The organism is Christiangramia marina (genome assembly GCF_048285865.1).
GTDB lineage: Bacteria > Bacteroidota > Bacteroidia > Flavobacteriales > Flavobacteriaceae > Christiangramia > Christiangramia marina.
Genome location: NZ_JBLVTK010000001.1, coordinates 258,154 through 281,592 on the forward strand (window position 1 = coordinate 258,154; position 23,439 = coordinate 281,592).

Below are 23,439 nucleotides of genomic sequence, written 5' to 3' on the forward strand. Positions count from 1 at the left end.
CAAAAAATAAAATGATCCAGCGCAGGTTCAATCACTCTAAACTACAGTTGAATCTCTCAACCTCCCTTTTATTTGTTTGCGTTAGGGATTGCAGCGGCATTCCCCGATTTTTATCGGGGATATAGAGGAAAGCCCGGCCCGAAGGGCAACGCCCAAACCAGAAAAATCATTGAACTATTCAAAAACCAATCTGCCTTCGAAGTGTTCGGTCACATTGACTTCCGGCGGTCGATTTACAGAAATAATATCGCCATAACTAAAAAGATCGGCTTTTAATGATTGCTGCGGATTAATGATCAACTTATTCGTACCACGATGTAGTAAGTCGTAATGCTGTACGACAAGGTCTCTTGCTTCCAGCCTGGAATCTCCTGCTGCAAAGAAGCCGTCAAAATTTTCTACGCTTCCGGAAAGGAAGAAATGGGAATAATTGTCGCTCGTGATTCTAAGATTCTCCACCTGAAGATCAAGCTTGAAATCCCCATTAGTATAAACTTCGATGTCCTTATCCTGATTTTCAGAAACCAGCCAAAGGTTTTCCAGCTCCAGCTTACCTACACTTTCTATCATCAAATTTCCTGCATGTCTCAGGTAAGTAAGATCGGGAACAGTCACATAAACTTTGGTGATATTAAAATCGCGCACAAAATTACAATCGTTCTCGTTTCGTAAAATTAACTGACCATCAATCACTTCAGCCGAGACCTCATTTCGAAGATTTTCACCGGTTTCCACAACCACTTTTTGCTGTTCACCTTGCTCAATAAACAATTTGATCTTGTCATATACCAGGATCTCGTCAAAGCTTTCAAGCACTATTTCTTCGGAAGTGATCGCGCCAGCTTTCTGAAAACAGTCATTGGCATCTTCAGAATCACAACTCCAGAGAACTATTCCGAAGAATAAAAATATCAGTCTTTTCATAATCTGTAACCTATTGAAAATTCTACTGCTTCTGCATTTGCTCCATGGGATCGAACTGTGACCGAAGCCCACCAGTCTTTAGAAAAATCACGTTGCAAACCCATTCGGTTATAAATTCTATCTACATAATCATCATAGGGATAATAAGCATAATACCCAAGATGGGTGATCAGGGACATTTTATTAAAAGTGAGTTTGTGACCCAAAAATAATCCCACTCGCTTAGCATCCTCATCGCCTGAAGTACCTTTCTGCGGAAATGCTATCGACTGATACCTGATAAATTCTTCCAAAGATCTTGAAAAGAAAAGCTCTGCTCCTCCATGTAGCGTACTTTTATGATTCAGGACTTTATCTGCATACGCTGAAACCGTTAGAAATGGCAACCTTGGAGAACCAATCACCCCTGAAGTGTTCACACCACTTCGAACAGCAATATTATAATGAAAAGGTTCGGTATATTTTTCCTCCTCTCCTCTTGGAATATAGTCAGGATGTTCCTTATGATCCAGCAGGTAATTCAGCCCTACGTTAAATGTGAAGGTATTGGTACTATGATTTGGGGAACCCATGTCTGCATTGGAATAATGAATGATCGTGACCCCGGCATTCAGTCCCAGTCCACCCACGATCTTTTCCTTATGAATATTTCCCATTAAATAGGTAGAACTTAAAAGGCGGGTGCCGTAGGCATTATTCTGATAATTGGTATCAGGATCGTAAGGATTGGTGGTGTATGCAATCCCCTGACCTATCCTAAACATCAGCAATCGCTGCAGGAAATAGAAACTAAAATGACCGTAAACAGAATAATTCTCACCGAGATACTGATTCTTCATATTCTGATAGATAAAAGAATAACCAAAATCAGGATAATTGTACCTGCTTTCCCATTTATCGAGTCCGTAGGTTTTCCGGTTCACACTCAGTAAAAAACCTTCCTGATGTTCATCGATCAAATGCGCAATATCCGGGTTATGTTCAAGGATACTTCCATAAAAATAACTGGCATCGAAGGAATAATATTTTTCAGGTTTTTCTTCCTGTGCCTGTATAAACAAGCTGAAAAACATGAGGAGAGCGGGGAGAATTCTTTTCATAAGGAAACAAATCTAACATATTTACGAATATTATTCCGCTAGAGTTTGAACTTAGAAAACCGCTTCGGCAATCTGCCTGATATTGGTACTTTTTCCCATGGAATAATAGTGTAAAACAGGCGCTCCACCTTTAATTAATTCTTTGCTTTGCTGGATGCACCATTCTACACCAACCTGTCGGACCTCTTGATTATTTTCACATTTTTCAACTTCGTGAATCAGGGATTCCGGAAGATCCACATGAAATCTATGCGGCAGTAAACTCAATTGTTTTTTGGTTGCTAAAGGCTTCAATCCCGGGATAATAGGCACATTGATTCCCTGATCCCTGCATTTTTCAACGAATTCGAAATAGCACTGGTTATTAAAAAACATCTGGGTTACCACATATTCTGCTCCGGCATCCACTTTTTGTTTTAAGCGCCGAACATCAGAATCTATACTTGGAGCCTCCATATGTTTTTCCGGATAACCAGCAACGCCTATACAGAAATCTGTGTTATGCCCTTTTTCAATGACCTCATCCAGATATTTACCTTCGTTCATATCCCTGATCTGTTCCACCAGTTCACTGGCAAATTGGTGACCGTTTGCTTCCGGCTTAAAATAAGTTTCACTTTTTACTGCATCTCCCCGTAGTGCCACCACGTTCTTGATCCCAAGAAAGTCCAGGTCGATCAAAAAATTCTCGGTGTCTTCCTTTGAAAAACCTCCACAAAGAATATGAGGTACCGCATCCACTCCATATTTGCTTTGGATAGCCGCACAGATCCCAACAGTTCCGGGCCGTTTTCTAACAATCTTTTTCTCAAGGAGTCCGTTTTCACGTTCAGAATACACATATTCTTCACGATGATAAGTCACGTCTATAAATGGCGGATTAAATTCCATCAAAGGATCGATATTTTCGTAAATCGAATTGATATTAAATCCTTTTAAAGGCGGCAGGATCTCAAAGGAGAATACTGTTTCTCCTATTGTTTTCTCCAGATGTTCGGTAATCTTCATGATATTGGTAATAATTTCAATTTGTGCGTTGCCCTTCGGGCCGGGCTTTTCGCTGTATCTCTTAGCACGATGCTTCGACATGCTCAGCTTCGTACTAAAAGGATGCCGCTGCAATCCCTAACGCAGATTTTTCACTTCACACTTTTTTAATATTCTGAACCTGCTTCAGAATCTTCAGAAAAGCCAAAATCTATGATTCACGGAGTTGAATTACTTCAGCTTCACTGATATCTTTTCTGACTTCTCTAATTTCTTATTGGTCTAAATACTCAGTATTAGTCCGCTATATTCGGATTCAACCATTTTTCTGCTTTGCGATAATCTATTCCTTTTCGCTCTGCATAATCCATAACCTGATCTTCCTTTATTTTTCCCAGTCCAAAATATTTCGCCTCAGGATTGGCAAAATAATATCCGCTTACACTGGCCGCGGGCCACATTGCCAAGCTTTCAGTTAATTCCACTCCTATCTTTTCCTTCACTTTTAAGATTTCCCAGATGGTTAATTTCTCTAAATGATCCGGACAGGCGGGATACCCCGGAGCTGGTCGAATTCCTTTATAATTTTCTTTGATCAGGTCTTCATTACTCAGATTTTCATCGGAAGCATAACCCCAATCTTCCGTTCTAATTTGTTTGTGCAGGTATTCTGCAAAAGCTTCCGCTAGTCGGTCGGCCAGCGCTTTGATCATGATCGAATTATAATCATCGTGCTCTTTTTCAAATTGCGCGGCTAATTCCTGGGTTCCAAAACCGGTACTCACACAAAAACAGCCAATATGATCCTGGATTCCCGAATCTTTCGGCGCAATAAAATCGGCCAGGGCGAAATTTGGCTGATACCCGTGCTTCTTCAATTGCTGACGAAGTGTTCTAAAAATCGCAGTTTTCTGTTCTGAATCTTCAGAATATCTAACTTTAATATCATCATCATTTACTGAATTAGCTTCAAAAAGACCAAAGATCGCTTTTGCTTTCAGTAGATTTTCAGATAAAATTCGCTGCAGTAAAACCTGCGCGTCATCAAATAAATTTTGCGCCTGTTCCCCAACCTTTTCATCTTTCAGAATATCAGGATAGCGACCATGCAGATCCCAGCTTCTAAAAAACGGACTCCAGTCTATATAATCCACCAGTTCTTTCAGGTCAAAATCTTTAATGATCTGTATTCCCGGTTTATTCGGCTTAAAGATTTCGGTTTTGTCCCAGTCGATCTGGAATTTATTCTTTCTGGCTTCTTCAATATTTAGAAAAGACTTGACCTTACTTCTCTTACTAAAGTTCTTCCTGAAAACCTCATACTGGTCTTTCAGGTCTGTCTTATATTTTTCACGGGAATTTTCTTTTAAAAGATCTCCGACCACGGTAACGGCACGGGAAGCGTCATTCACATGCGCTACCGCATGTTTGTATTGCGGATCTATCTTTACCGCCGTATGTGCTTTTGAAGTGGTCGCACCACCAATCAATAAAGGAACAGAAAAATCCTGTCGCTCCATTTCTTTAGCCAAGAAAACCATTTCGTCCAGGGACGGAGTAATAAGTCCGCTAAGACCAATCACGTCCACATTCTCTTTTTTGGCAGTTTCAATGATCTTTTCCGGCGGAACCATCACGCCAAGATCGATGATCTCGTAATTGTTACAACCCAAAACCATCGCTACGATATTCTTACCAATATCATGCACGTCACCTTTCACCGTTGCCATTAGAACCTTTCCAGCCGACTGTCTTTTATTCGATTTATCGGCTTCAATATATGGTAAAAGATGCGCGACAGCTTTTTTCATCACCCTCGCCGACTTTACCACTTGCGGAAGGAACATTTTTCCACTTCCGAAGAGATCACCAACCACATTCATCCCTATCATCAACGGACCTTCGATCACATCCAGAGGTTTTTCAGCTTCAATACGGGCCTGCTCGATATCTTCCAGAATATAGGCGTCCAGACCTTTTACGAGCGCATGCGTAATTCGTTCCTGCAAAGGCTTTTCACGCCAGGATAGGTCTACTTTATTTTCCTTTTTTCGTCCAACGACATTCTCAGCAAAATCCAGTAATCGCTCGGTCGCATCTTCCCTGCGATCTAAAATCACATCTTCAACATGCTCCAGCAGATCTTTAGGAATCTCATCATAGACTTCCAGCATCGAAGGATTCACGATCCCTATATTCATCCCGGCCTTGATCGCATGATATAAAAACACAGAATGCATCGCTTCCCGAACGGGATTATTTCCGCGGAAAGAAAACGAAACATTGCTCACTCCACCACTCACACTGCAATGCGGTAAATTTTCCTTTACCCAGCGCGTACCTTCAATAAAATCGATGGCATTTCTTTTATGCTCGTCCATTCCCGTTCCTACCGGGAAAATGTTTAAATCGAAAATGATGTCTTCGGGAGGGAATTTTACTTTATTCACCAGAATATCATAAGACCGCTTCGCTATTTCGATTCGGCGTTCATAATTATCTGCCTGACCGGTTTCATCAAAAGCCATTACGATCACGGCGGCGCCGTAGCGTTTTATCTTCTTGGAATTTTCGATAAATTCCTGTTCTCCTTCTTTCAGGCTTACGGAATTTACCACGCATTTTCCCTGCACCACCTGAAGTCCGGCTTCAATAATTTCCCATTTTGAACTGTCTATCATAATAGGAACACGAGAAATATCGGGTTCGGCAACCAACAGATTCAGGAATTTCACCATGGCTTCTTTGCCATCGATCAACCCATCGTCCATATTCACATCAATGATCTGGGCGCCATTATCAACCTGCTCGCGAGCTACATCCAGGGCTTCATCAAACTTTTCTTCTTTGATAAGCCTAAGGAACTTTTTAGATCCGGCGACATTGGTTCGTTCACCAACATTTATAAAATTACTGTCCGGTGTGATCACCAGTGGTTCGAGTCCGGAAAGTTTTAAAGGTCTAATTTCTGACATATTAAGCGCTTTCAGATTGAAGTTGTGGTAAAACTCGCGGTTTGTAATTCGAAGCAATTTCAGCAATAGCTCTGATGTGTTTTGGGGTTGTACCGCAGCATCCACCAAGAATATTAACCAAACCTTTATCCAGATACTCTTTGATCTGGGAGGCCATTTCCTTTGCATCCTGGTCGTAATCTCCAAATGCATTTGGTAGACCGGCATTGGGATAGGCTGAAACTCCGGAATTCGCATATCGATTCAAAACTTCCAGATGAGGAGTCAATTGTTTTGCTCCCAAAGCGCAATTGAAACCAACGCTCAATAAAGGAATATGTGAAACCGAAATAAGGAAAGCTTCGGCAGTCTGCCCTGAAAGTGTTCTTCCGGAAGCATCGGTTATCGTACCGCTTACCATAATTGGAATATCAACATTCAATTCTTCTTTTAATTCTTCGATCGTAAAAAGAGCAGCTTTCGCATTCAAAGTGTCAAAAACGGTTTCTACGAGAAGAACATCAACACCACCTTCGATTAATGCTTTTGCCTGTTGCTTGTATGCTTTCCGAAGTTCCTCAAAAGAAATGGCACGGAATCCCGGATCATTCACATCCGGACTCATACTAGCGGTTTTATTGGTTGGACCAATCGCGCCCGCCACAAATCTTGGTTTTGAGGGATCTTCAGCAGTCACCTGTTCTGCCACACCTTTGGCAATCCTTGCCGACTCAAAATTGAGTTCGTAAACAAACTCTTCCATTTGATAATCTGCCATCGCGATAGTGGTTCCGGAGAAAGTATTGGTTTCCACAATATCGGCGCCGGCGTCAAAATATTTACGATGTATGGTGGCGATCGCTTCAGGTTGCGTGATGGAAAGCAGGTCGTTATTCCCTTTGAGAGAAACGGGCCAGTCGGCAAAACGTTGCCCACGGAAATCCTCTTCAGAATATTTGTATTCTTGAAGCATGGTGCCCATAGCACCGTCTAAGATTAATATTTTTTGAGAGAGTAATTCTTCTAATTTCGACATGATTATTTAAATAATACGATATCAAAAAAAGAAGACTGGAAAGAATTCTGATTGTTATCTATCCGAGACTGAACTCGGTAGAATGTAGCACCTTCTCCAAAGGAGGGTTGCTAAGGTTTCACAGGGTCTAATCCCTCAACCTTTCTTGATAACGAATGTTAGTAAACAATGAACTTACGCGACAAATATAGGACTCAGCCTCTAAAAACCAAGAGTTTTGGCAAAAAATTAATCTCGCTCCTAAAATGAGAAATTCCCGCTCTTTTGGACCTTCAGTAAATTATCTTCACTTAATTCCTTCAGAAATGATTTGAATTCTTCTTTCATCTCTTTGTTTGAAAGTATTATTTCAAGGTCAATCTTTTCTCCAGATCTGTCGGTAAAATATAAATGATTCTTATTTCCGTAGATCGTATGCTTCCAGAAACTGGCATATCCTACATAGTCGAAACCAAGATCCTGTAATGCTGCGATCTTATATGTTTTTGATTCGTTCTCTTTTTCAATAACGATCTCATCCCGAGTGATCTTCAAAAATCCTAATTCCTTTGGTTTTAGAAAGCTCTGCCCCAGGGCGATAAACATGCAGATAACATACACTACATGTGCGGAATGTAACAGCCAGGGATTTTCCGGTTTCCAGACATACGCGATTACACCGCTACCCAGCAATAATAGGGCTACCAGAATACGGACATTCCAGGAAGGATCCCAGGTTTTAACAATTTTCGTTTCAAACGAATTCACTAAAGGATTTTTTCAGAATTAAGGCTTACACTGTAAGATATCTCCGCAGCTTTTTCCAACATTTTTGAAACTGAACAATATTTGTCCATTGATAATTTCACTGCCCGCGCCACTTTTGCTGCTGGAACGTCGCCCTTCAGAATAAAATCAAGATGGATCTTTTTGAATACATTGGGAATGGCGCCATCTTCACGATATCCATCCACCTCAACCCGAAGATCTTCCAGTTCGTGATTCTGCTTTCTAAGGATCATCACAATATCTATACTGCTACAACCTGCAATTCCTCTAAGCAGAAGATCCATGGGACTTGCTCCTTTTGGTTCCGCATCAGATTTGTTATCAAGTAAAACTATGTTCCCACGCTCATTTACCGTCTCGAACAGGTAATTCTCGTTGATTCTTTTTAAACTGATCTTCATTTTTTCAAATTTTCAATAAAGATAGGAATTCTCGCACTTTTAAATGTAAGTGGTTATTCGCTGATGGTTAAACGCTAATACTTTTAATCACTTCTCGTTTTGCTTCTTTCTTTGTCCCGTCGAAACCTTCCACCCCGCCAACAGTCGTGTACTTCATCACATACTTTTTATCAGGATTGATTCGAGCATAAGCACTTTGGCACATAATAGCCGCCTCATGAAAGCCAGACAAAATCAATTTCAGTTTCCCTTTATAGGTATTTATATCACCAATCGCATAGACTCCCGGAATGTTAGTCTGGTAATCGTAAGAATTATCTACCTTAATAGCGTTCTTTTCGATTTCCAGTCCCCAATTTCCAATTGGTCCTAGTTTAGGCGATAAACCAAAAAGCGGGATAAATTCATCCACTTCTCTAAATTCTTCCCCGCGAGCTTTGTCTTTATGTCGAATAACCACCTGTTCCAGCTGATCTTCGCCTTTGAGTCCGATTACCTCTGCATTTGTGATCATTTCTATTTTTCCAAGCTTGGCTAATTCTGAAACTCTTTCTACAGAATCCAGAGCACCACGAAATTCCTCTCTTCTGTGCACCAGGGCAACTTCTGACGCAACATCGGCTAAATAAACCGCCCAGTCCAAAGCAGAATCACCACCACCAGCGATCACCACACTTTTATTACGATATATTTCAGGATCCTTAATGAAATAAGATACTCCCTTATCTTCAAAATCTATAATATTAGAAATTGGTGGTTTACGAGGTTCGAAAGAACCAAGTCCGCCAGCGATCGCAACAACGGGGGCATGATGTTGAGTTCCCTTATTAGTGGTTACAATGAAAGTCCCGTCATCCAGTTTTTCCAGAGTTTCTGCTCGCTCGCCAAGTGTAAAACCTGGCTCAAAAGGTTTTATTTGCTCCATTAAATTCTTAACAAGATCACCCGCAAGGATCTCTGGAAACGCCGGAATATCGTAAATAGGTTTTTTCGGATAGATCTCAGAACACTGTCCGCCTGGTTGAGGCAGGGCATCAATAAGATGTGTTCTAAGCTTTAACAGTCCCGCTTCGAATACGGTAAACAATCCTGTGGGTCCTGCTCCAATGATCAGGATATCTGTTTTAATCATTTTTCTCCTTTTTATATATTAAAGACTCCGTAATACTATTCATTTGTTTTACTTTGGCTTCAAAATCACCTTTAATGGATTTTCGGTATTCATTCAAATTCTCCACCATTTCGTTCACATTTTCGGGAATTACTTCTTCAAAAAACTGACGAAGTCTTTTGGCAGTAGTGGGCGATTTTCCGTTGGTAGAAATCGCAATTTTTACATGGCCTTTATTTACGATCCCGCCCATATAGAAATCGCATAGTTCTGGTGTATCTGCGATATTCGCCAGTAAAAATCTCTTTTTTGCATCTTTATACACTCTTTTGTTAAGCTTTGCATCGTTTGTTGCTGCGATCACAAAATGTCGCTTCTTGAGATATTTTCGTTTATACCTTCCCTTTGTCAATTTAGCTCCGTGTTTTCTGGCAAGCTCCTCAGTTTCGGGAAGAAACCATTTTGCCACAATTTCAACCTGGGCATTGGGACTGGATTTGAAAAGGAAATGAAGTTTTTCATGACCAACATTTCCGCCACCAACTACTAAAATATTAAGTTGATTTACTTTTAAAAAAACCGGATATAGTTCGTTTCTCTCTTCCATTTTATTTTAATTAAACTTCGACTAGCGCAGTTTGACATGTCGTCATGCTGAACATCAGGATCTTTACAGAAGCTGAAATAAGTTCAGCTTGACGTGGTAATTGCATTTAAGCTGCTCCTACTTTGACAAATTTTGATTGCTTCGGAAGACTTTTCACGTTCTGATAAACAGTTTGTAAAGCATTCGCTTCTTTCACCACTTCACCAATCACGATGATCGCAGGCGCTCCCAGATTTTTTTCTGAAACTATCTTTTCAATAGTTTTTATAGTTCCAAAACCTGAATTTTCATTAGCAGTAGTACCATTCTGAATAATTCCTACGGGCACATCTTGCTTTCCAAAACCACTGAAGATCTCCACTATCTCCTTCAATTTTCCCATTCCCATCAGGATTACTACGGTTGCTGTAGATTGTGCTGCCAATTGCACGTCATTAGATAAATTCTTGTGAGAAGTGGTTCCCGTGATCACCCAGAAACTTTCAGAAGTGCCTCTTTGCGTCAGCGGAATTCCAACATTTGCCGGTACCGCAATGGAAGAGGTTATTCCCGAAACAACCGCAGTTTCCAGTCCATGCTTTTGAGCATAGATGATCTCCTCAGACCCTCTTCCGAAGATGAATGGATCTCCTCCTTTAAGTCTTACCACATGACCTTTTTCTGCAGCATATTTCACAATTAGTTCATTGATCTCATCCTGAGAAAATCGATGTTTATCCTTTCGTTTTCCCACGAAAATATATCTCGCCTGGGGCGCATATTCCAATAAGTCTCTATTAATAAGTGCATCATACAGAATTACGTTAGCCGACTTTAAAGTATTTAAAGCCTTCACTGTGATCAATTCCGGATCACCCGGACCTGCGCCTACTACCGTTAGTTTTGCTGAATTAAACATTCTGTACCTCCTTCGTCCTATAAGCATCCACTCTATTCAGAAATAACTGCGCATCCTCTAAATACTTTCTGGCAAAGTCCTCGCTGGGTTCATGCTGGTTCAACTGGTATGCAAACTCTTTGAAAGTAGTCGCCAGATCGATCCTGCCAGTTTCAACAAATAGTTCATCAAATTGCGCAATGATCCCAGCCTGGGTATTCGTTTTCACATCTTCAGCCAGCAGCAGGGCTTTCGCTGAATTTACTATCGAAGTGTACGCGTGATAAATACTGTCTGCCCAATCCTTTCGCTCCAAGGCAGATTTCGCATTATCGATCTTCTCTTCACTTTCAAATAATAAAGTTGCAATTAGATCGATGACCACCCCGGCGCATTCCCCTACTCCTACTGCCTTTATATATGGAGTTTCATGACCCCAGTCCACGAACTCATTCTCGGAAATATTTGAAGTATCTGCCAGATCTTTCAGCAAATCATAGAAATAGGTTTTTTCTTTACGATCGTAATACTCCACAAATTTTTCCTGTGCTTCTGCATTTGCTTCAAAATCGTCTAGTATGATCCTCAATGCTTCAGGACCACGTTTACTGGGAACTTTTACAAGTTTATCTGCAAATCTACCCTTGCCATTTCCAAGGGTTCCCCCACCAAGTAAAACCTGAAGTGCCGGTGCAACCGTTTTTCCGACTTTTATAGACATTCCCTGAAATCCAATCTCAGCCATATTATGCTGTCCACAGGCGTTCATACAACCACTAATTTTAATGGTAATATCTTTTCCATTCGTGACTTGCGGATATTCTTCTTTCAGAACATCTTCCAGCACATCGGCAATACCGGTACTGCTGGCAATACCAAGATTACAGGTATCGGTGCCCGGACAGGCGGTAATATCTACGGTTTTATTGTACCCAACTTCGGCGTACCCTAGTTTTTTAAGTTCAGTATAAAAAAACGGCAGTAAATCTTGCCGGACGTGACGAATCAAAATATCCTGTCTTAAGGTTAATCTTAACTCGTTACCTGCGTATTTTTTAATCAAATCTGCTAGCTGCCTCGCACCACCAGTATAGAAATCACCCAACGGGACACGAATACCAATAGCAAACAAACCCTCCTGCTTTTGTGCAAAAACGTTGGTATTTTTCCAATTTTCAAAATCATTTTCATCTTCAATTTCCACGGAAGGAACCTCAACTTGCTGCAATGGTGGAGCTGCTTCGAATTTTTCAATTTCATATACCGGTTGCTTTTGCGAAAGTGCGGTTTTTTGCTCCTCGACGAGTTCCATAAAAGCTTCTTTTCCTATATCCTTCAGAAGAAATTTCATCCTGGCTTTAAGACGTTTAGCTCGCTCACCATGTCGATCAAATACGCGGAGCACGCCCTCGATAAGTGGAATAATCTCTTCCGCAGGTAAGAAGTCATATAACTCATCTGCATGCCTGGGTTGTGAGCCCAGACCGCCACCAAGCATTACTTTGAATCCGCGTTTTCCATCCTTCAGTTTGGCGATAAAACCAAGATCATGTATATAACTAAGCGCAGTATCTTCATCTGAAGAAGAAAAGGAGATTTTAAATTTTCTACCCATTTCCTGGCAAATGGGATTCCGAAGAAAAAATTGAAAGGCAGCGTGTGCATACGGTGAGACATCGAAAGGCTCATTGGGATCTATCCCGGCGGTTGGCGAGGCTGTGATATTTCTTACCGTATTACCACAGGCTTCTCTCAGAGTGACATCATCTTTTTCCAGTTGCGCCCAAAGTTCTGGAGCTCTGTCCAGGCTCACGTAATGGATCTGGATATCCTGCCTGGTTGTGATATGCAGCCGACCTTTGGAATACTCATCTGAAACATTGGCGATCCGGTGTAATTGTTCTGAAGTCACCTTTCCAAACGGTAGTTTTATACGAACCATTTGAACTCCAGACTGTCGCTGTCCATATACTCCGCGTGCCAGGCGCAGGCTACGAAACTTTTCTTCATCAGCCTTTCCTTCGCGAAAAAGCCTGATCTTTTTTTCTAAATCCAGGATATCTTTCTCGACAACGGGATTTTCAATTTCGGTTCTGAAACTTTGCATGATCTTGATTATTTAAATGAAAAAAGTCCTTTTAAGAATGACACTTAAAAGGACTTTTTATAACTCAGTTTATAAAATGGACTTTTAAGTATGAGGCGAATAGCACATACACATATTTGATAAAATGTTGATATTGAAGTGGTTCATTTTCCAGCAATTATTTAATAAATCCTACTCCGGCCGTGGTATTTGTTTGAGTATCTACCAGGATAAATCGCCCATTTGTTCGATTTTCATTATAACTGTCGGCATAAATAGGTTTACTTAGTTTGATCTTTACGCTACCAATATCATTCAGACTTAAAGAAGTTACATTTTCTTCTGCTCCAAAATTCGAAGCGACATGACTTTCTACTTTATCTATTTTAGCCAGAACATCGTTGCTATTATGTTGTAAAACATATTTTTTGCCCGGAACCAAAGGATGATTGTCCATCCAGCAAACCATGGCATCCACTACTTTTGTTTCTGCAGGAACCTCTTTGGTCTTAACCAGCATATCTCCCCTGGCGACATTTATATCATCTGTCAGGCTAATGGTTACAGAACTTCCTGCTGGAGCTTCATCAAAAGTTTCTTCGAAAAAATGAATGTCCTTGATTTTAGAGGTCGTCAATGATGGCAAGACGGTCACCTCATCTCCTACTCTCAGGCTATTACCATTAATTTTTCCAGCATATCCACGATAATCATGAAATTCTTCGGTTTTAGGTCTTATCACTGTTTGAACAGAAAACCTGGCCTGACTTTCTTCCGCAAAATCTTCAGCTTTGAGATCTTCGAGATGTTCCAGTATGGTTTGTCCTTGATACCAGGACATTGCAGTAGATTTTTCAGCAATATTCTCTCCCCATAAAGCGCTCACCGGAATAAAGGTGAGTTTCTGTTCCTGGAAATCACTTTTACTCCTCAACTCCTCAAATTCCTTAATGATGCTATTGAAAACATCTTCGGAATAATTGACAAGATCCATTTTATTTATAGCGACTATAACTTCTTTGACCCTCAACAAATTATTTATAAAAAAGTGCCGGTACGTTTGTTCGATAACTCCCTTTCTGGCATCTATAAGTATGATTGAAGCCTGAGAAGTTGAAGCCCCGGTCACCATATTGCGGGTATATTCAATATGACCTGGAGTATCGGCGATGATATAACTTTTCTTTGGTGTTGAAAAGTAGATATGAGCCACATCTATTGTGATCCCCTGTTCTCTTTCTGCTACCAGACCATCTGTAGCTAGTGAGAAATCCAAATAGTCCAGACCATTTTTCTTACTCACCCTATCAATGGCTTCCAATTTATCTGAAGTCAAAGATCTGGTATCGTAAAGCAGTCTGCCAATGAGCGTACTTTTACCATCATCAACGCTTCCTGCTGTTGCTATTTTTAATACTTCCATTCTCTTCTTTAATTTAGAAATAACCTTGTTGCTTTCTTGTTTCCATGGCGGCCTCAGATCTTTTATCATCGATCCTTGCACCTCTTTCTGAAATAGCTGACTCCCTTACTTCCTTGATAATCTTTTCAACGGTATCTGCTCCAGATTCCACTGCAGCCGTACAGGTTATATCTCCCACAGTTCTAAATCGAACGGTTTTCGTTTCTGTAAGCTCATGATCGTCTTTGTAAACATGCTCTGAAGCTGTCCAAATCAAACCATCCCTTTCAAAAACCTCTCTCTCGTGCGCAAAATAAATAGAGGGAATTTCAATCTTTTCAGCATCTATATAACTCCAAACATCCAGCTCTGTCCAGTTAGAAATAGGAAATACTCTTACATTTTGACCAATATCGATTCGTCCATTCAACATATCAAAAACCTCCGGTCGCTGGTTCTTTTCATCCCATTCTCCAAAGTCATTTCTTACTGAAAAAATTCTCTCTTTTGCACGAGCTTTTTCTTCATCCCTTCTTGCTCCGCCTATACATGCATCAAACTTATATTCTTCAATAGCACTTAAAAGAGTATTGGTTTGCAATGAATTCCTGCTGGAATACCTGCCTTTTTCTTCAATAGAAACTCCGCTGTCAATATCATCCTGAACTTTTCGTACAATAAGATTCAGTCCAAGTTCTTCAACTAATCGATCTCTGAACTCGATAGTTTCAGGAAAGTTGTGACCGGTATCTATGTGCATTAGAGGAAAAGGAATCTTGGCAGGATAGAAGGCTTTTTGCGCTAAGCGTACCAAAGTGATAGAATCCTTACCGCCCGAAAATAATAGCACGGGATTTTCGAACTGAGCCACAACTTCCCGGAAGATGTAAATAGCTTCGCTTTCTAACGTATTTTGATTTAAGATCGAACTCATTTTTAAACTTTTAGGCGTGTAAACCACACTCTCTATTATCTAATACTTTTGTAGGGTCGAAATATTTGAATTCATTCGGTAGTTTATGCTCTCTCAAATACTCATCTAATTTTTCGTCTGACCAGTGGTAAAAAGGACTGACCTTAAGAAGCCCGTCTTTACTATAACTTAGAATATCGATGCTATCTCTAAGATTTGTCTGTCCTTTCCTAAGATTCGTAAACCACACATCTGGATTTTGTTCTGCCATTGCTCGCTGGAATGGTTCTAGTTTTACCTGCCTGGTAAATTCCTTATGATCTGGAGAATCTACCCTCGGAATACCTTTAAAAAATGCGTCTCTATAAGCAGCAGTTTCTTTTGGTGTATAAAGTTTTATTTTTAGACCTAAATGATCTACGAGAAATTGAGCATGTTTATAGGTAGGCAGGGTATTGTAACCCGTGTCACACCAAATTATCTTCATAGACTTGTCTACAAGGGTACAGGCATGTAAGATTGCTGCTTCATATGGTCTGAAATTGGTAGTAACCACTGGATTGGTACTCGATGCTAAAACCCATTGAATTATTTCTGAAGGAGCTACACCCCGTAACTGACTGTTAAGCTTTTCTAACTCCATATCGCTATACTTTTTCATTTCCTTGTAAGTTTTACATTCGTCAATTAAGAGTATAAAACAACTATTAACTCTGCTAATAGTGGTTCGCTTATACTAAGACTATTCCTTTCCATACGGTATCAAGTTCCAGAGTCGCTCGTGCCCGAAATACAGGACCATTTTCGTCACCAGTTCTACAGATCCAATAGCGAGAGCAGTTTCTATCTTACCTGTGAGAAACCATGAGATCATTATCGTATCCAGTGTACCTACTATCCTCCAACTTATAGTTTTAATAATGCTTCGAAGCGGTCGCTCCGTAATCCTGTCCTTTTTGTAGGTACTTTTCTCTTTAGTTCGATTCAGTAACATCAACATACGCTCTTCATTAAAACTATAATCCTATCGGTTTACTAGGTTATAAGCAAAACTAGACTTCGTTTATTTAAACACCAATTTATTTCTCTGTAAAATTTTATTTTAACACCCTTATCAATGCTTGAAGGCAATGTCTGCAAGCGTATTCTCTCCAAGTACATTTAGCGATGCATCCCTAACCTGTATCATCAATTTATGAACAGAACAGGCGTCCTCATCTGGACAGTCATCGCATTTTTCATAGTAATTAAGGCTGACACAGGGAACCATGGCAATAGGTCCTTCCAGAACCCTTATCACTGCGGTCATCTTAATTTCTGAAGGCTTTTTTATTAAATAATAACCTCCACCTTTTCCCTTCTTAGATCCTAGAAAGCCAGATTTTCTGAGTTCCAGCATAATACTTTCCAGGAACTTCTGAGAAATATTCTCACTTTCTGAAATTTCAGAAGCCTGAACAGGGAATTTTTCATCTTTTCGCGCTATGTATGTTAGCGCTTTGATGCCATACTTGGTCTTTTTGGAAAGCATGAAACGAAAATAGAAAATTTCCGACTGCTAATGCTATTCCTGCAAAGCCTTTTTAAGATCATCAATAATATCTTCCACATGTTCCAGACCCACAGAAATTCTTACCAGGCTTTCTGAGATTCCTACCGCTTCCAACTCTACTTCACTTAATTTACTATGGGTCGTGGAAGCAGGATGCGTCACGATCGTCCTGGTATCTCCTAGATTTGCAGATCTTGAACACATTTGCAGTCTGTCGATAAACTTTCTACCAGCTTCCAGTCCGCCTTTGATCTGGAATGCTACTATATTACCGCCCAGTCTCATTTGTTTTTTTGCCACTTCATATTGTGGATGAGATTTCAAAAACGGATATTTAACGGTTTCCGCCTGAGGTAATGACTCAAGAAACTCTGCAACTTTAAGCGCATTTTCACAATGTTTCTCCAGTCTAATAGACAGTGTTTCCAGGCTTTTTGATAAAACCCAGGCATTAAATGGTGATAGTGCCGGACCCGTATTTCTACTAAAAAGATAGATCTCACGAATTAGTTCATGATTCCCTACCGTAATTCCACCAAGGACTCTACCCTGCCCGTCCATCAATTTTGTAGCCGAATGTATCACGAGGTCTGCCCCAAATTTTATAGGATTCTGCAAATACGGAGTCGCAAAGCAATTATCTATGATCAAAATGAGATCATGTTTTCTGGCAACGTTTCCAAGTAATTCCAGATCCAGAATGTCAACACCAGGATTGGTGGGTGATTCAGCAAACAGGATTTTTGTTTCAGGTTTGATCAAACTTTCAATATCTTCCGGCGCATTCACATCAAAATAATCATGTGAAATATTCCATTTTGGGAAATACTTAGTGAATAATCCATGAGTTGACCCAAATACAGAGCGGGATGAAACCACATGATCACCGCTTTCCAGTAAGGCTGCCAAAGTAGAAAACACCGCAGCCATACCTGTCGCAAAAGCAAATCCATCTTCAGCTCCTTCCATCTGCACCACCTTGTCAATAAATTCTGAAGTATTAGGATTTGAATAGCGACTGTAAATATTCCGTTCCTTTTCTTCAGCAAAACTTGCGCGCATATCTTCTGAATCTTCAAAGACATAGCTGGAGGTTAGATATATAGGTGTGGAGTGCTCCTGAAATTGCGTTCGTTCCAATTGTGTTCGTACCGCGATGGTTTCAAATGCTGCCATTACTTTAATTTAATTGCTTGTTTATCTTCAGAATATCGCTAAAAACGCCTCGTGCGGTAACATCAATTCCTGCTCCCGCTCCCTTTATAACCAGTGGAAACTCTTTATAGGATTCAGAATAGATCTCAAAAATATTATCGGTTCCATCAATCTGGCCTAGCGGAGTTGCAGCATTCGCTGAGATCAACCTCGTTTGCAGACTTCCATTTTCCACATTGAGTTCCCCCACATAACGCAATACTTCGCCGCTCTTGTTCTCATCTTTATGCTTCTGAAAAATATCGTCTAAAATTGAAACCTGCTTCTGAAAATGCTGTAAACTGGTCCCACCATTCAAGGATGTAGGAAGTAAAGATTGAATACTTACCTCTTCCAGCTCTTTCTTCAGCTGAAGTTCACGTGCGAGAATTAGTAATTTTCTGGCTACATCTTTCCCGCTTAGATCCACTCGCGCATCTGGCTCGGTATAACCAAATTCACCAGCCTTCCGAAGCACTTCAGAAAATTGAACATTCTGCCTGGAATAGGTATTAAATATATAGCTGAGTGAACCCGAAAAAACTCCCCGGATCCTGGTTACCTGCTCGCCGGATTCGTACAGACTTTTGATGGTTTCTACCACTGGCAAGCCAGCTCCCACATTGGTTTCATATTGAAATATTTTATGATGTTGTTTTAAAGCTGTTCTTAACTGCTCGTAAAATTCCAGACTTAGGGTATTAGCTGCTTTATTTGCGGCTACAATATGACTCCCATGTTCGATCAGGTCAATATAATTCTCCGGTAAACTATCACTTGCCGTGGTGTCTATGGAAATTAGATTAGTAAATGTATTTTTTTCTAAATATTTCAGAATATCTTGAAATTTGTAAGAGCGCTTTTCCTTGCCGAACCGTTCTTTCCAGTGCTCATCAAAACCCAGATGATCAGTGATCAAATTACTGGAATCGGCAATCAGGACAATCCTGATCTCCAAGTCTGAATTTCTTAGAAATTGATCTTTCGCAGCGATGATTTGCTGAATTAATTTACTCCCAACCTTACCCGGCCCAAACAGAGCGAGATTTATTATTTTCATTTGTGTAGTTTTTTTGTTGAAATATGGGTTCTATAAATTTGGCTACCTGGTCGGTTTCGATCAAAAATGCATCATGTCCATGAATAGATTTGATCTCGTGGATGCTAACATTATTTTTGAATAGAGACAGCTCCACGTAGGTGTTCCAGTTTTCTTCTGCCAGGAAGAAAAGGTCGGTATCTATCGTGATCATATGTATATGACCTTTAACCTGGGCAGCCACTTCAATGGCGCTTTTTGAGTCGTTTGAAATATTGATCGTAGTCAATAAATGGTTCATCAATTTATAGGAACTTAAACTAAAGCGCGATCTAAGTTTACTCCCGTGATGCTCCAGCCAGTTTTCGACCTTAAAACTATTCGTAGTTTCGTCTTTTTCATTTCTAAATTTGGAGCTAAGTGATTGTGGTGTGCGATAAAAGGTCATTGCATGCATACGCGCATCCTCCAATGGATTCTCACTATTATTCAAAATCCTGTCCTGAATTTTACAATTTGCAAGAAGCCAGTCGGTAGATTTTAGATCGGTTGCGATCGGGATCACATGCAAGGCAAGGTCTGGTTTTAGAGCTGCCAGTTGCCAGGCTAGTGCTCCGCCAATAGAGGCTCCAATAATCGCAAATAGCTCGGTGATATTTAAGTGTTCCAGAACAGATAATTGAATTCTGGCAATATCTTTCAGGGTAAACTCTTTATAATGATGAAAGTTCTCTTCATCATTCTTCAGAATTCCATTTCCAGGAATGTTGATGCAAAGAATAGAATAATGATCTGTATCTATGCTAGCTCCATGCCCCACAATATCACTCCACCAACCTCCTGAACCGCAAACCTGGGCATTGCCAGTAAGCGCATGATTTACCAGAATTACCGGAGCTTCGCCCAGTTTTCTGCCAAATAACTGGAAACAGACATCTATGTTCTGGACTTTGCCGGCACTATTCGTGAAATCTGTTATGCTTATTTGTTGTAACATAAAATTGAGGTTAAACCGAAGCCGCGTACATTTCATACGGGCTCCGGCGATTAAACCAAACTAAAATTAAACAAGTGATTGTTGAGCAACCTGGGCGAAAGCCTGCTTCAAATCTGCTTTCAGATCTTCTGTATCTTCAAGTCCTACTGAAAGTCTTATTAGATCTGGCTTTACTCCGGCAGATAATTGTTCGTCCTCTTTCAACTGCTGGTGAGTGGTACTGGCAGGATGAATAATGAGGGATTTTGTATCTCCTATATTGGCAAGCAGTGAAAATACCTTTGAAGCATCCACTACTTTTTTAGCTACTTCATAACCTCCTTTGATCCCGAAAGTCACGAGTCCGCTTTGCCCTTTTGGTAAATACTGCTGAGCGATATCGTAGTACTCGCTGGACTCGAGGCCTGGATAATTCACCCATTCCACTTCCTCCTGCTGCTCCAGCCAGGTGGCTAGTTCCAGCGCATTTTTACTATGTTCGTTAATTCTAACTTTCAGCGTTTCAAGTCCCTGGATGATCTGGAATGCGTTAAACGGACTCAGTGCAGCACCGTGATCACGCAATCCTTCGATCCTCACTTTAGCTATGAATGCGGCTTCCTGCAATGCGTCGTGATAAACTAATCCATGATAACCTGAAGATGGCTCGGTAAACTCAGGAAATTTTCCACTGGACCAGTCGAACTTACCAGCATCAATGATCACTCCTCCAAGACTGGTTCCATTCCCTCCAATATATTTGGTTAGTGAGTGTATTACGATATCTGCTCCGTATTCTATTGGATTTAGCAGGTAAGGTGTGGCTACGGTATTGTCCACGATAAATGGCACTTTGAATTCTTTTGCTTCTTTGGAAATGGCTTCCAGATCCAGTACATCCAGCTTTGGGTTTCCCAGCGATTCAACAAAAAATACCCGGGTATTTTCCTGTGCTGCTTTTTGGAAATTTGCAGGATCACGTGGATCCACAAAGGTGGTTGTTATGCCAAATCTTGGCAATGTATTTTGTAATAGGTTGAAAGTCCCACCATACAAACTGCTGCTGGCTACTATATGATCGCCAGCCTTTAGTAATGTTAGCAATGCTGTATTGATCGCAGCAGTTCCAGATGCTGTAACTACAGCTCCAATTCCACCTTCCAGTGCTGCCAGCCTTTGCTCCAGCACATCATTGGTGGGATTATTTAAACGGGTATATATAAAACCTGGCTTTGCAAGAGAAAACAGATCTGCTGCATGCTGACTATCTTTAAAAACATAGGAACTGGTCTGGTAAATTGGTACCGCTCTGGTTCCTCCATTTTGAGTTGTATCGTGTCCTGAATGTAAAGCCTGTGTTGAAAATTTTTGAGTACTCATGATATAAATTTTTAAAAATTGTAAATGATTGAATTAAAAAAGTCCCCCTGATATGCTATTACCAGGGGGACTTTTGAATTGATTCCTTTTTTAAAATCTATATTCTCGAGTTCAGGTAATAGCTATACATGCTGCACATACACATCATCATGCGCATGTTCATCATATTTTTAACTGTTACCTGTAATTTCATAATGTAATTTTTGTGTTCTAATTTCAATTTTGGCAATAAAAAAAGCCGCTGCGATTGGCAGCGGCTTTTTGCAATATATATTCTTTCAGAATTATGCAATAAGATGCGCTGCGGAAGTTCTCCACATCATACACATCATCATATTGCAAACTGTTCTGTACATTGTTCTAAAATTGTTTTACAAAGATAACGGCAGAGTTTTTTATTATCCAAGCTTTTGCGTACTTATTTTTTTAACCTTCTAGAAATTACAAAGTCTAACCCGCATAAATACTGATAGTTAGGAAGAATATTTTTTTAGTTGCGTTAGGGATTGATCGAGTTGTTTGAGCTCTTTTGATTCTTTTTCGAACCAAAAAGCGAGTCGCGAAAGCCCGGCGCGAGACCGGAACCGGCGAAGCGAAACGCCCTGATTATTCCGAAAAATCCAACTGCAATTCCACGTCCTTTAAAATGGCGTTAAATCGATTTGCTATCCTTTTAAATTTTATACATTTGTATCAACTTATTGAAAGGGATAGATTTGACTGATTGCAACCCTCTACATCACATCGATGTTTTAAAATGCTAAAGCAGAATGGTAATTACACTCCTTTTTAGCTTCACACGTCAAATTTCTCCATTCTTATAAACTTAAAAAGTAATTGAATGGCTTATTTATTTACTTCAGAAAGTGTATCTGAAGGACACCCGGATAAAATTGCAGATCAAATTAGTGATACGTTACTGGATAATTTTCTTGCCTTTGATGGCGAATCGAAAGTAGCTTGCGAAACTCTGGTTACAACCGGGCAGGTAGTACTTGCTGGTGAAGTACGTAGTAATACATATCTGGATGTTCAAAATATCGCACGTGATGTGATCAATGATATTGGTTATACAAAAGGTGCTTATAAATTTAGTGGTGATAGTTGCGGTGTGATCTCCCTTATTCACGAACAGTCCCAGGATATTTACCAGGGTGTGGATCGTGGAAAGAAGGAGGAACAGGGCGCTGGTGACCAGGGAATGATGTTTGGTTACGCGACCAATGAAACTGAAAACTATATGCCGCTGGCATTGGATATTTCACATCGTATCCTTATCGAACTGGCTAAACTTAGAAGAGAAGGTAAAGACATCGAATATCTACGACCTGATTCCAAGAGCCAGGTGACTATTGAATATAGCGATGACAATGTGCCTGAAAGAATCGTTGCGATCGTGGTTTCTACTCAGCATGATGATTTTGATCAGGATGACGAAAAAATGCTCGCGAAGATCAAAAAAGATATGGTTGAGATTCTTATCCCAAGAGTTAAGAAACAGCTGCCAGATTATGTTCAGGAATTGTTCAATGACGACATTATTTACCATATAAATCCTACCGGTAAGTTCGTAATTGGAGGTCCACATGGTGACGCAGGACTCACCGGAAGAAAAATTATTGTGGATACCTATGGCGGAAAAGGTGCGCATGGTGGTGGTGCATTCTCTGGAAAAGATCCTTCTAAAGTAGACAGATCTGCCGCGTATGCTTCCAGACATATTGCCAAGAACCTGGTGGCCGCAGGAGTAGCTCCTGAAATTCTGGTACAGGTTTCTTATGCAATTGGAGTGGTGGAACCAACTTCTATTTCGGTTTATACCTACGGAAAGAATAATACAGATCTTTCTGATGGTGAAATTGCCGAGAAAGTTCGTGAAATTTTTGATATGAGACCTGCTGCGATCGAGGAACGACTGAAGTTAAGGAATCCAATCTACCGTGAAACCGCGGCTTATGGACATATGGGGAAAACTCCGCGTACAGAAACCAAGGTTTTCGAGAGTCCGTACAACGGCAAGATTACCAAGAAAGTGGAACTATTTACCTGGGAGAAACTGGATTATGTGGATAAGATCAAGGAGAGTTTTGATCTGGAATAAATTCATAATAAATAAATTTAAAAGCCTCTAA

General features: G+C 40.4%; 21 protein-coding genes and 1 riboswitch. Of the genes, 1 reads left to right on the forward strand and 20 read right to left on the reverse strand.

The features are described 5' to 3' along the window. Positions 1–174: 174 nt before the first annotated feature. The 20 genes from ACNKXS_RS01145 to ACNKXS_RS01240 all read right to left on the reverse strand — a co-directional run bounded on the left by ACNKXS_RS01145 (position 175) and on the right by ACNKXS_RS01240 (position 21,307). Positions 175–924: a head GIN domain-containing protein gene (locus ACNKXS_RS01145; protein WP_417919277.1), complete on the reverse strand. Its 750-nt coding sequence runs from the start codon at positions 922–924 to the stop codon at positions 175–177. Continuing rightward, positions 921–2,024 carry an acyloxyacyl hydrolase gene (locus ACNKXS_RS01150; protein WP_417919278.1) on the reverse strand — a complete coding sequence of 368 codons (1,104 nt, stop codon included), beginning with the start codon at positions 2,022–2,024 and terminating at the stop codon, positions 921–923. Before ACNKXS_RS01150 ends, ACNKXS_RS01145 begins: the two co-directional genes overlap by 4 nt. Before the next feature lie 51 nt (positions 2,025–2,075). Next, on the reverse strand, positions 2,076–3,032 hold the full coding sequence (metF, locus tag ACNKXS_RS01155) for a methylenetetrahydrofolate reductase [NAD(P)H] (protein WP_417920124.1): 957 nt from the start codon (positions 3,030–3,032) through the stop codon (positions 2,076–2,078). Positions 3,033–3,307: 275 nt separating this feature from the next. Beyond that, entirely contained in the window at positions 3,308–5,986 is a 2,679-nt protein-coding gene (gene metH, locus ACNKXS_RS01160; RefSeq protein WP_417919279.1) for a methionine synthase, read from the reverse strand. Position 5,987: 1 nt separating this feature from the next. Further along, the gene (locus tag ACNKXS_RS01165; RefSeq protein ID WP_417919280.1) at positions 5,988–7,001 is read right to left on the reverse strand and encodes a homocysteine S-methyltransferase family protein; all 1,014 of its coding nucleotides are present in this window, start codon (positions 6,999–7,001) and stop codon (positions 5,988–5,990) included. A gap of 51 nt (positions 7,002–7,052) precedes the next feature. Then, a riboswitch (SAM riboswitch) is annotated at positions 7,053–7,156 on the reverse strand. Between the two features lie 85 nt (positions 7,157–7,241). Next, positions 7,242–7,748, reverse strand: a complete 507-nt coding sequence (locus tag ACNKXS_RS01170) for a hypothetical protein (protein WP_417919281.1) — start codon at positions 7,746–7,748, stop codon at positions 7,242–7,244. After that, positions 7,748–8,170, reverse strand: coding sequence for an OsmC family protein (locus tag ACNKXS_RS01175; protein WP_417919282.1), 423 nt, complete (start codon positions 8,168–8,170; stop codon positions 7,748–7,750). Before ACNKXS_RS01175 ends, ACNKXS_RS01170 begins: the two co-directional genes overlap by 1 nt. Positions 8,171–8,237: 67 nt before the next feature. Next, a complete protein-coding gene (locus ACNKXS_RS01180) occupies positions 8,238–9,302 on the reverse strand; it encodes an NAD(P)/FAD-dependent oxidoreductase (protein ID WP_417919283.1) in 1,065 nt (354 codons plus the stop codon). After that, positions 9,295–9,888: a precorrin-2 dehydrogenase/sirohydrochlorin ferrochelatase family protein gene (locus tag ACNKXS_RS01185; protein WP_417919284.1), complete on the reverse strand. Its 594-nt coding sequence runs from the start codon at positions 9,886–9,888 to the stop codon at positions 9,295–9,297. The genes ACNKXS_RS01180 and ACNKXS_RS01185 overlap by 8 nt, the downstream gene beginning before the upstream one ends. Before the next feature lie 106 nt (positions 9,889–9,994). Then, entirely contained in the window at positions 9,995–10,786 is a 792-nt protein-coding gene (gene cobA / locus ACNKXS_RS01190) for a uroporphyrinogen-III C-methyltransferase (RefSeq protein ID WP_417919285.1), read from the reverse strand. Then, positions 10,779–12,872, reverse strand: coding sequence for a HEPN domain-containing protein (locus tag ACNKXS_RS01195; RefSeq protein WP_417919286.1), 2,094 nt, complete (start codon positions 12,870–12,872; stop codon positions 10,779–10,781). Before ACNKXS_RS01195 ends, cobA begins: the two co-directional genes overlap by 8 nt. 157 nt (positions 12,873–13,029) lie before the next feature. Then, positions 13,030–14,274 (reverse strand): sulfate adenylyltransferase subunit 1, encoded by a 1,245-nt coding sequence (locus tag ACNKXS_RS01200; RefSeq protein ID WP_417919287.1) that lies wholly within the window; start codon positions 14,272–14,274, stop codon positions 13,030–13,032. 13 nt (positions 14,275–14,287) lie between these two features. Continuing rightward, a complete protein-coding gene (gene cysD / locus ACNKXS_RS01205; protein ID WP_417919288.1) occupies positions 14,288–15,187 on the reverse strand; it encodes a sulfate adenylyltransferase subunit CysD in 900 nt (299 codons plus the stop codon). A 10-nt stretch (positions 15,188–15,197) separates the two neighbouring features. Beyond that, the gene (locus ACNKXS_RS01210) at positions 15,198–15,827 is read right to left on the reverse strand and encodes a phosphoadenosine phosphosulfate reductase domain-containing protein (protein WP_417919289.1); all 630 of its coding nucleotides are present in this window, start codon (positions 15,825–15,827) and stop codon (positions 15,198–15,200) included. Between the two features lie 81 nt (positions 15,828–15,908). Then, complete coding sequence (locus tag ACNKXS_RS01215) at positions 15,909–16,166, reverse strand: DUF2061 domain-containing protein (protein WP_417919290.1); 258 nt, start codon at positions 16,164–16,166, stop codon at positions 15,909–15,911. Positions 16,167–16,280: 114 nt separating this feature from the next. After that, the gene (locus ACNKXS_RS01220) at positions 16,281–16,697 is read right to left on the reverse strand and encodes an RrF2 family transcriptional regulator (RefSeq protein WP_298528282.1); all 417 of its coding nucleotides are present in this window, start codon (positions 16,695–16,697) and stop codon (positions 16,281–16,283) included. Between the two features lie 33 nt (positions 16,698–16,730). After that, positions 16,731–17,894, reverse strand: coding sequence for a trans-sulfuration enzyme family protein (locus ACNKXS_RS01225; protein ID WP_417919291.1), 1,164 nt, complete (start codon positions 17,892–17,894; stop codon positions 16,731–16,733). A 4-nt stretch (positions 17,895–17,898) separates the two neighbouring features. Then, positions 17,899–18,972 carry a homoserine dehydrogenase family protein gene (locus tag ACNKXS_RS01230; RefSeq protein ID WP_417919292.1) on the reverse strand — a complete coding sequence of 358 codons (1,074 nt, stop codon included), beginning with the start codon at positions 18,970–18,972 and terminating at the stop codon, positions 17,899–17,901. Beyond that, positions 18,935–19,948, reverse strand: a complete 1,014-nt coding sequence (locus ACNKXS_RS01235; RefSeq protein ID WP_417919293.1) for an alpha/beta fold hydrolase — start codon at positions 19,946–19,948, stop codon at positions 18,935–18,937. The genes ACNKXS_RS01230 and ACNKXS_RS01235 overlap by 38 nt, the downstream gene beginning before the upstream one ends. 66 nt (positions 19,949–20,014) lie before the next feature. After that, a complete protein-coding gene (locus tag ACNKXS_RS01240; RefSeq protein ID WP_417919294.1) occupies positions 20,015–21,307 on the reverse strand; it encodes an O-acetylhomoserine aminocarboxypropyltransferase/cysteine synthase family protein in 1,293 nt (430 codons plus the stop codon). Between the two features lie 841 nt (positions 21,308–22,148). Here ACNKXS_RS01240 and metK point away from each other — a divergent pair. Further along, complete coding sequence (gene metK / locus ACNKXS_RS01245) at positions 22,149–23,408, forward strand: methionine adenosyltransferase (protein ID WP_417919295.1); 1,260 nt, start codon at positions 22,149–22,151, stop codon at positions 23,406–23,408. Positions 23,409–23,439 lie beyond the last annotated feature (31 nt).

Bases quoted from the DNA above. Each gene is read 5' to 3' on its own strand.
- ACNKXS_RS01145 (WP_417919277.1), bottom strand. From the start codon at position 924: ATGAAAAGACTGATATTTTTATTCTTCGGAATAGTTCTCTGGAGTTGT.
- ACNKXS_RS01150 (WP_417919278.1), bottom strand. From the start codon at position 2,024: ATGAAAAGAATTCTCCCCGCTCTCCTCATGTTTTTCAGCTTGTTTATA.
- metF (WP_417920124.1), bottom strand. From the start codon at position 3,032: ATGAAGATTACCGAACATCTGGAGAAAACAATAGGAGAAACAGTATTC.
- metH (WP_417919279.1), bottom strand. From the start codon at position 5,986: ATGTCAGAAATTAGACCTTTAAAACTTTCCGGACTCGAACCACTGGTG.
- ACNKXS_RS01165 (WP_417919280.1), bottom strand. From the start codon at position 7,001: ATGTCGAAATTAGAAGAATTACTCTCTCAAAAAATATTAATCTTAGAC.
- ACNKXS_RS01175 (WP_417919282.1), bottom strand. From the start codon at position 8,170: ATGAAGATCAGTTTAAAAAGAATCAACGAGAATTACCTGTTCGAGACG.
- ACNKXS_RS01180 (WP_417919283.1), bottom strand. From the start codon at position 9,302: ATGATTAAAACAGATATCCTGATCATTGGAGCAGGACCCACAGGATTG.
- ACNKXS_RS01185 (WP_417919284.1), bottom strand. From the start codon at position 9,888: ATGGAAGAGAGAAACGAACTATATCCGGTTTTTTTAAAAGTAAATCAA.
- cobA (WP_417919285.1), bottom strand. From the start codon at position 10,786: ATGTTTAATTCAGCAAAACTAACGGTAGTAGGCGCAGGTCCGGGTGAT.
- ACNKXS_RS01195 (WP_417919286.1), bottom strand. From the start codon at position 12,872: ATGCAAAGTTTCAGAACCGAAATTGAAAATCCCGTTGTCGAGAAAGAT.
- ACNKXS_RS01200 (WP_417919287.1), bottom strand. From the start codon at position 14,274: ATGGAAGTATTAAAAATAGCAACAGCAGGAAGCGTTGATGATGGTAAA.
- cysD (WP_417919288.1), bottom strand. From the start codon at position 15,187: ATGAGTTCGATCTTAAATCAAAATACGTTAGAAAGCGAAGCTATTTAC.
- ACNKXS_RS01210 (WP_417919289.1), bottom strand. From the start codon at position 15,827: ATGAAAAAGTATAGCGATATGGAGTTAGAAAAGCTTAACAGTCAGTTA.
- ACNKXS_RS01215 (WP_417919290.1), bottom strand. From the start codon at position 16,166: ATGTTGATGTTACTGAATCGAACTAAAGAGAAAAGTACCTACAAAAAG.
- ACNKXS_RS01220 (WP_298528282.1), bottom strand. From the start codon at position 16,697: ATGCTTTCCAAAAAGACCAAGTATGGCATCAAAGCGCTAACATACATA.
- ACNKXS_RS01225 (WP_417919291.1), bottom strand. From the start codon at position 17,894: ATGGCAGCATTTGAAACCATCGCGGTACGAACACAATTGGAACGAACG.
- ACNKXS_RS01230 (WP_417919292.1), bottom strand. From the start codon at position 18,972: ATGAAAATAATAAATCTCGCTCTGTTTGGGCCGGGTAAGGTTGGGAGT.
- ACNKXS_RS01235 (WP_417919293.1), bottom strand. From the start codon at position 19,948: ATGTTACAACAAATAAGCATAACAGATTTCACGAATAGTGCCGGCAAA.
- ACNKXS_RS01240 (WP_417919294.1), bottom strand. From the start codon at position 21,307: ATGAGTACTCAAAAATTTTCAACACAGGCTTTACATTCAGGACACGAT.
- metK (WP_417919295.1), top strand. From the start codon at position 22,149: ATGGCTTATTTATTTACTTCAGAAAGTGTATCTGAAGGACACCCGGAT.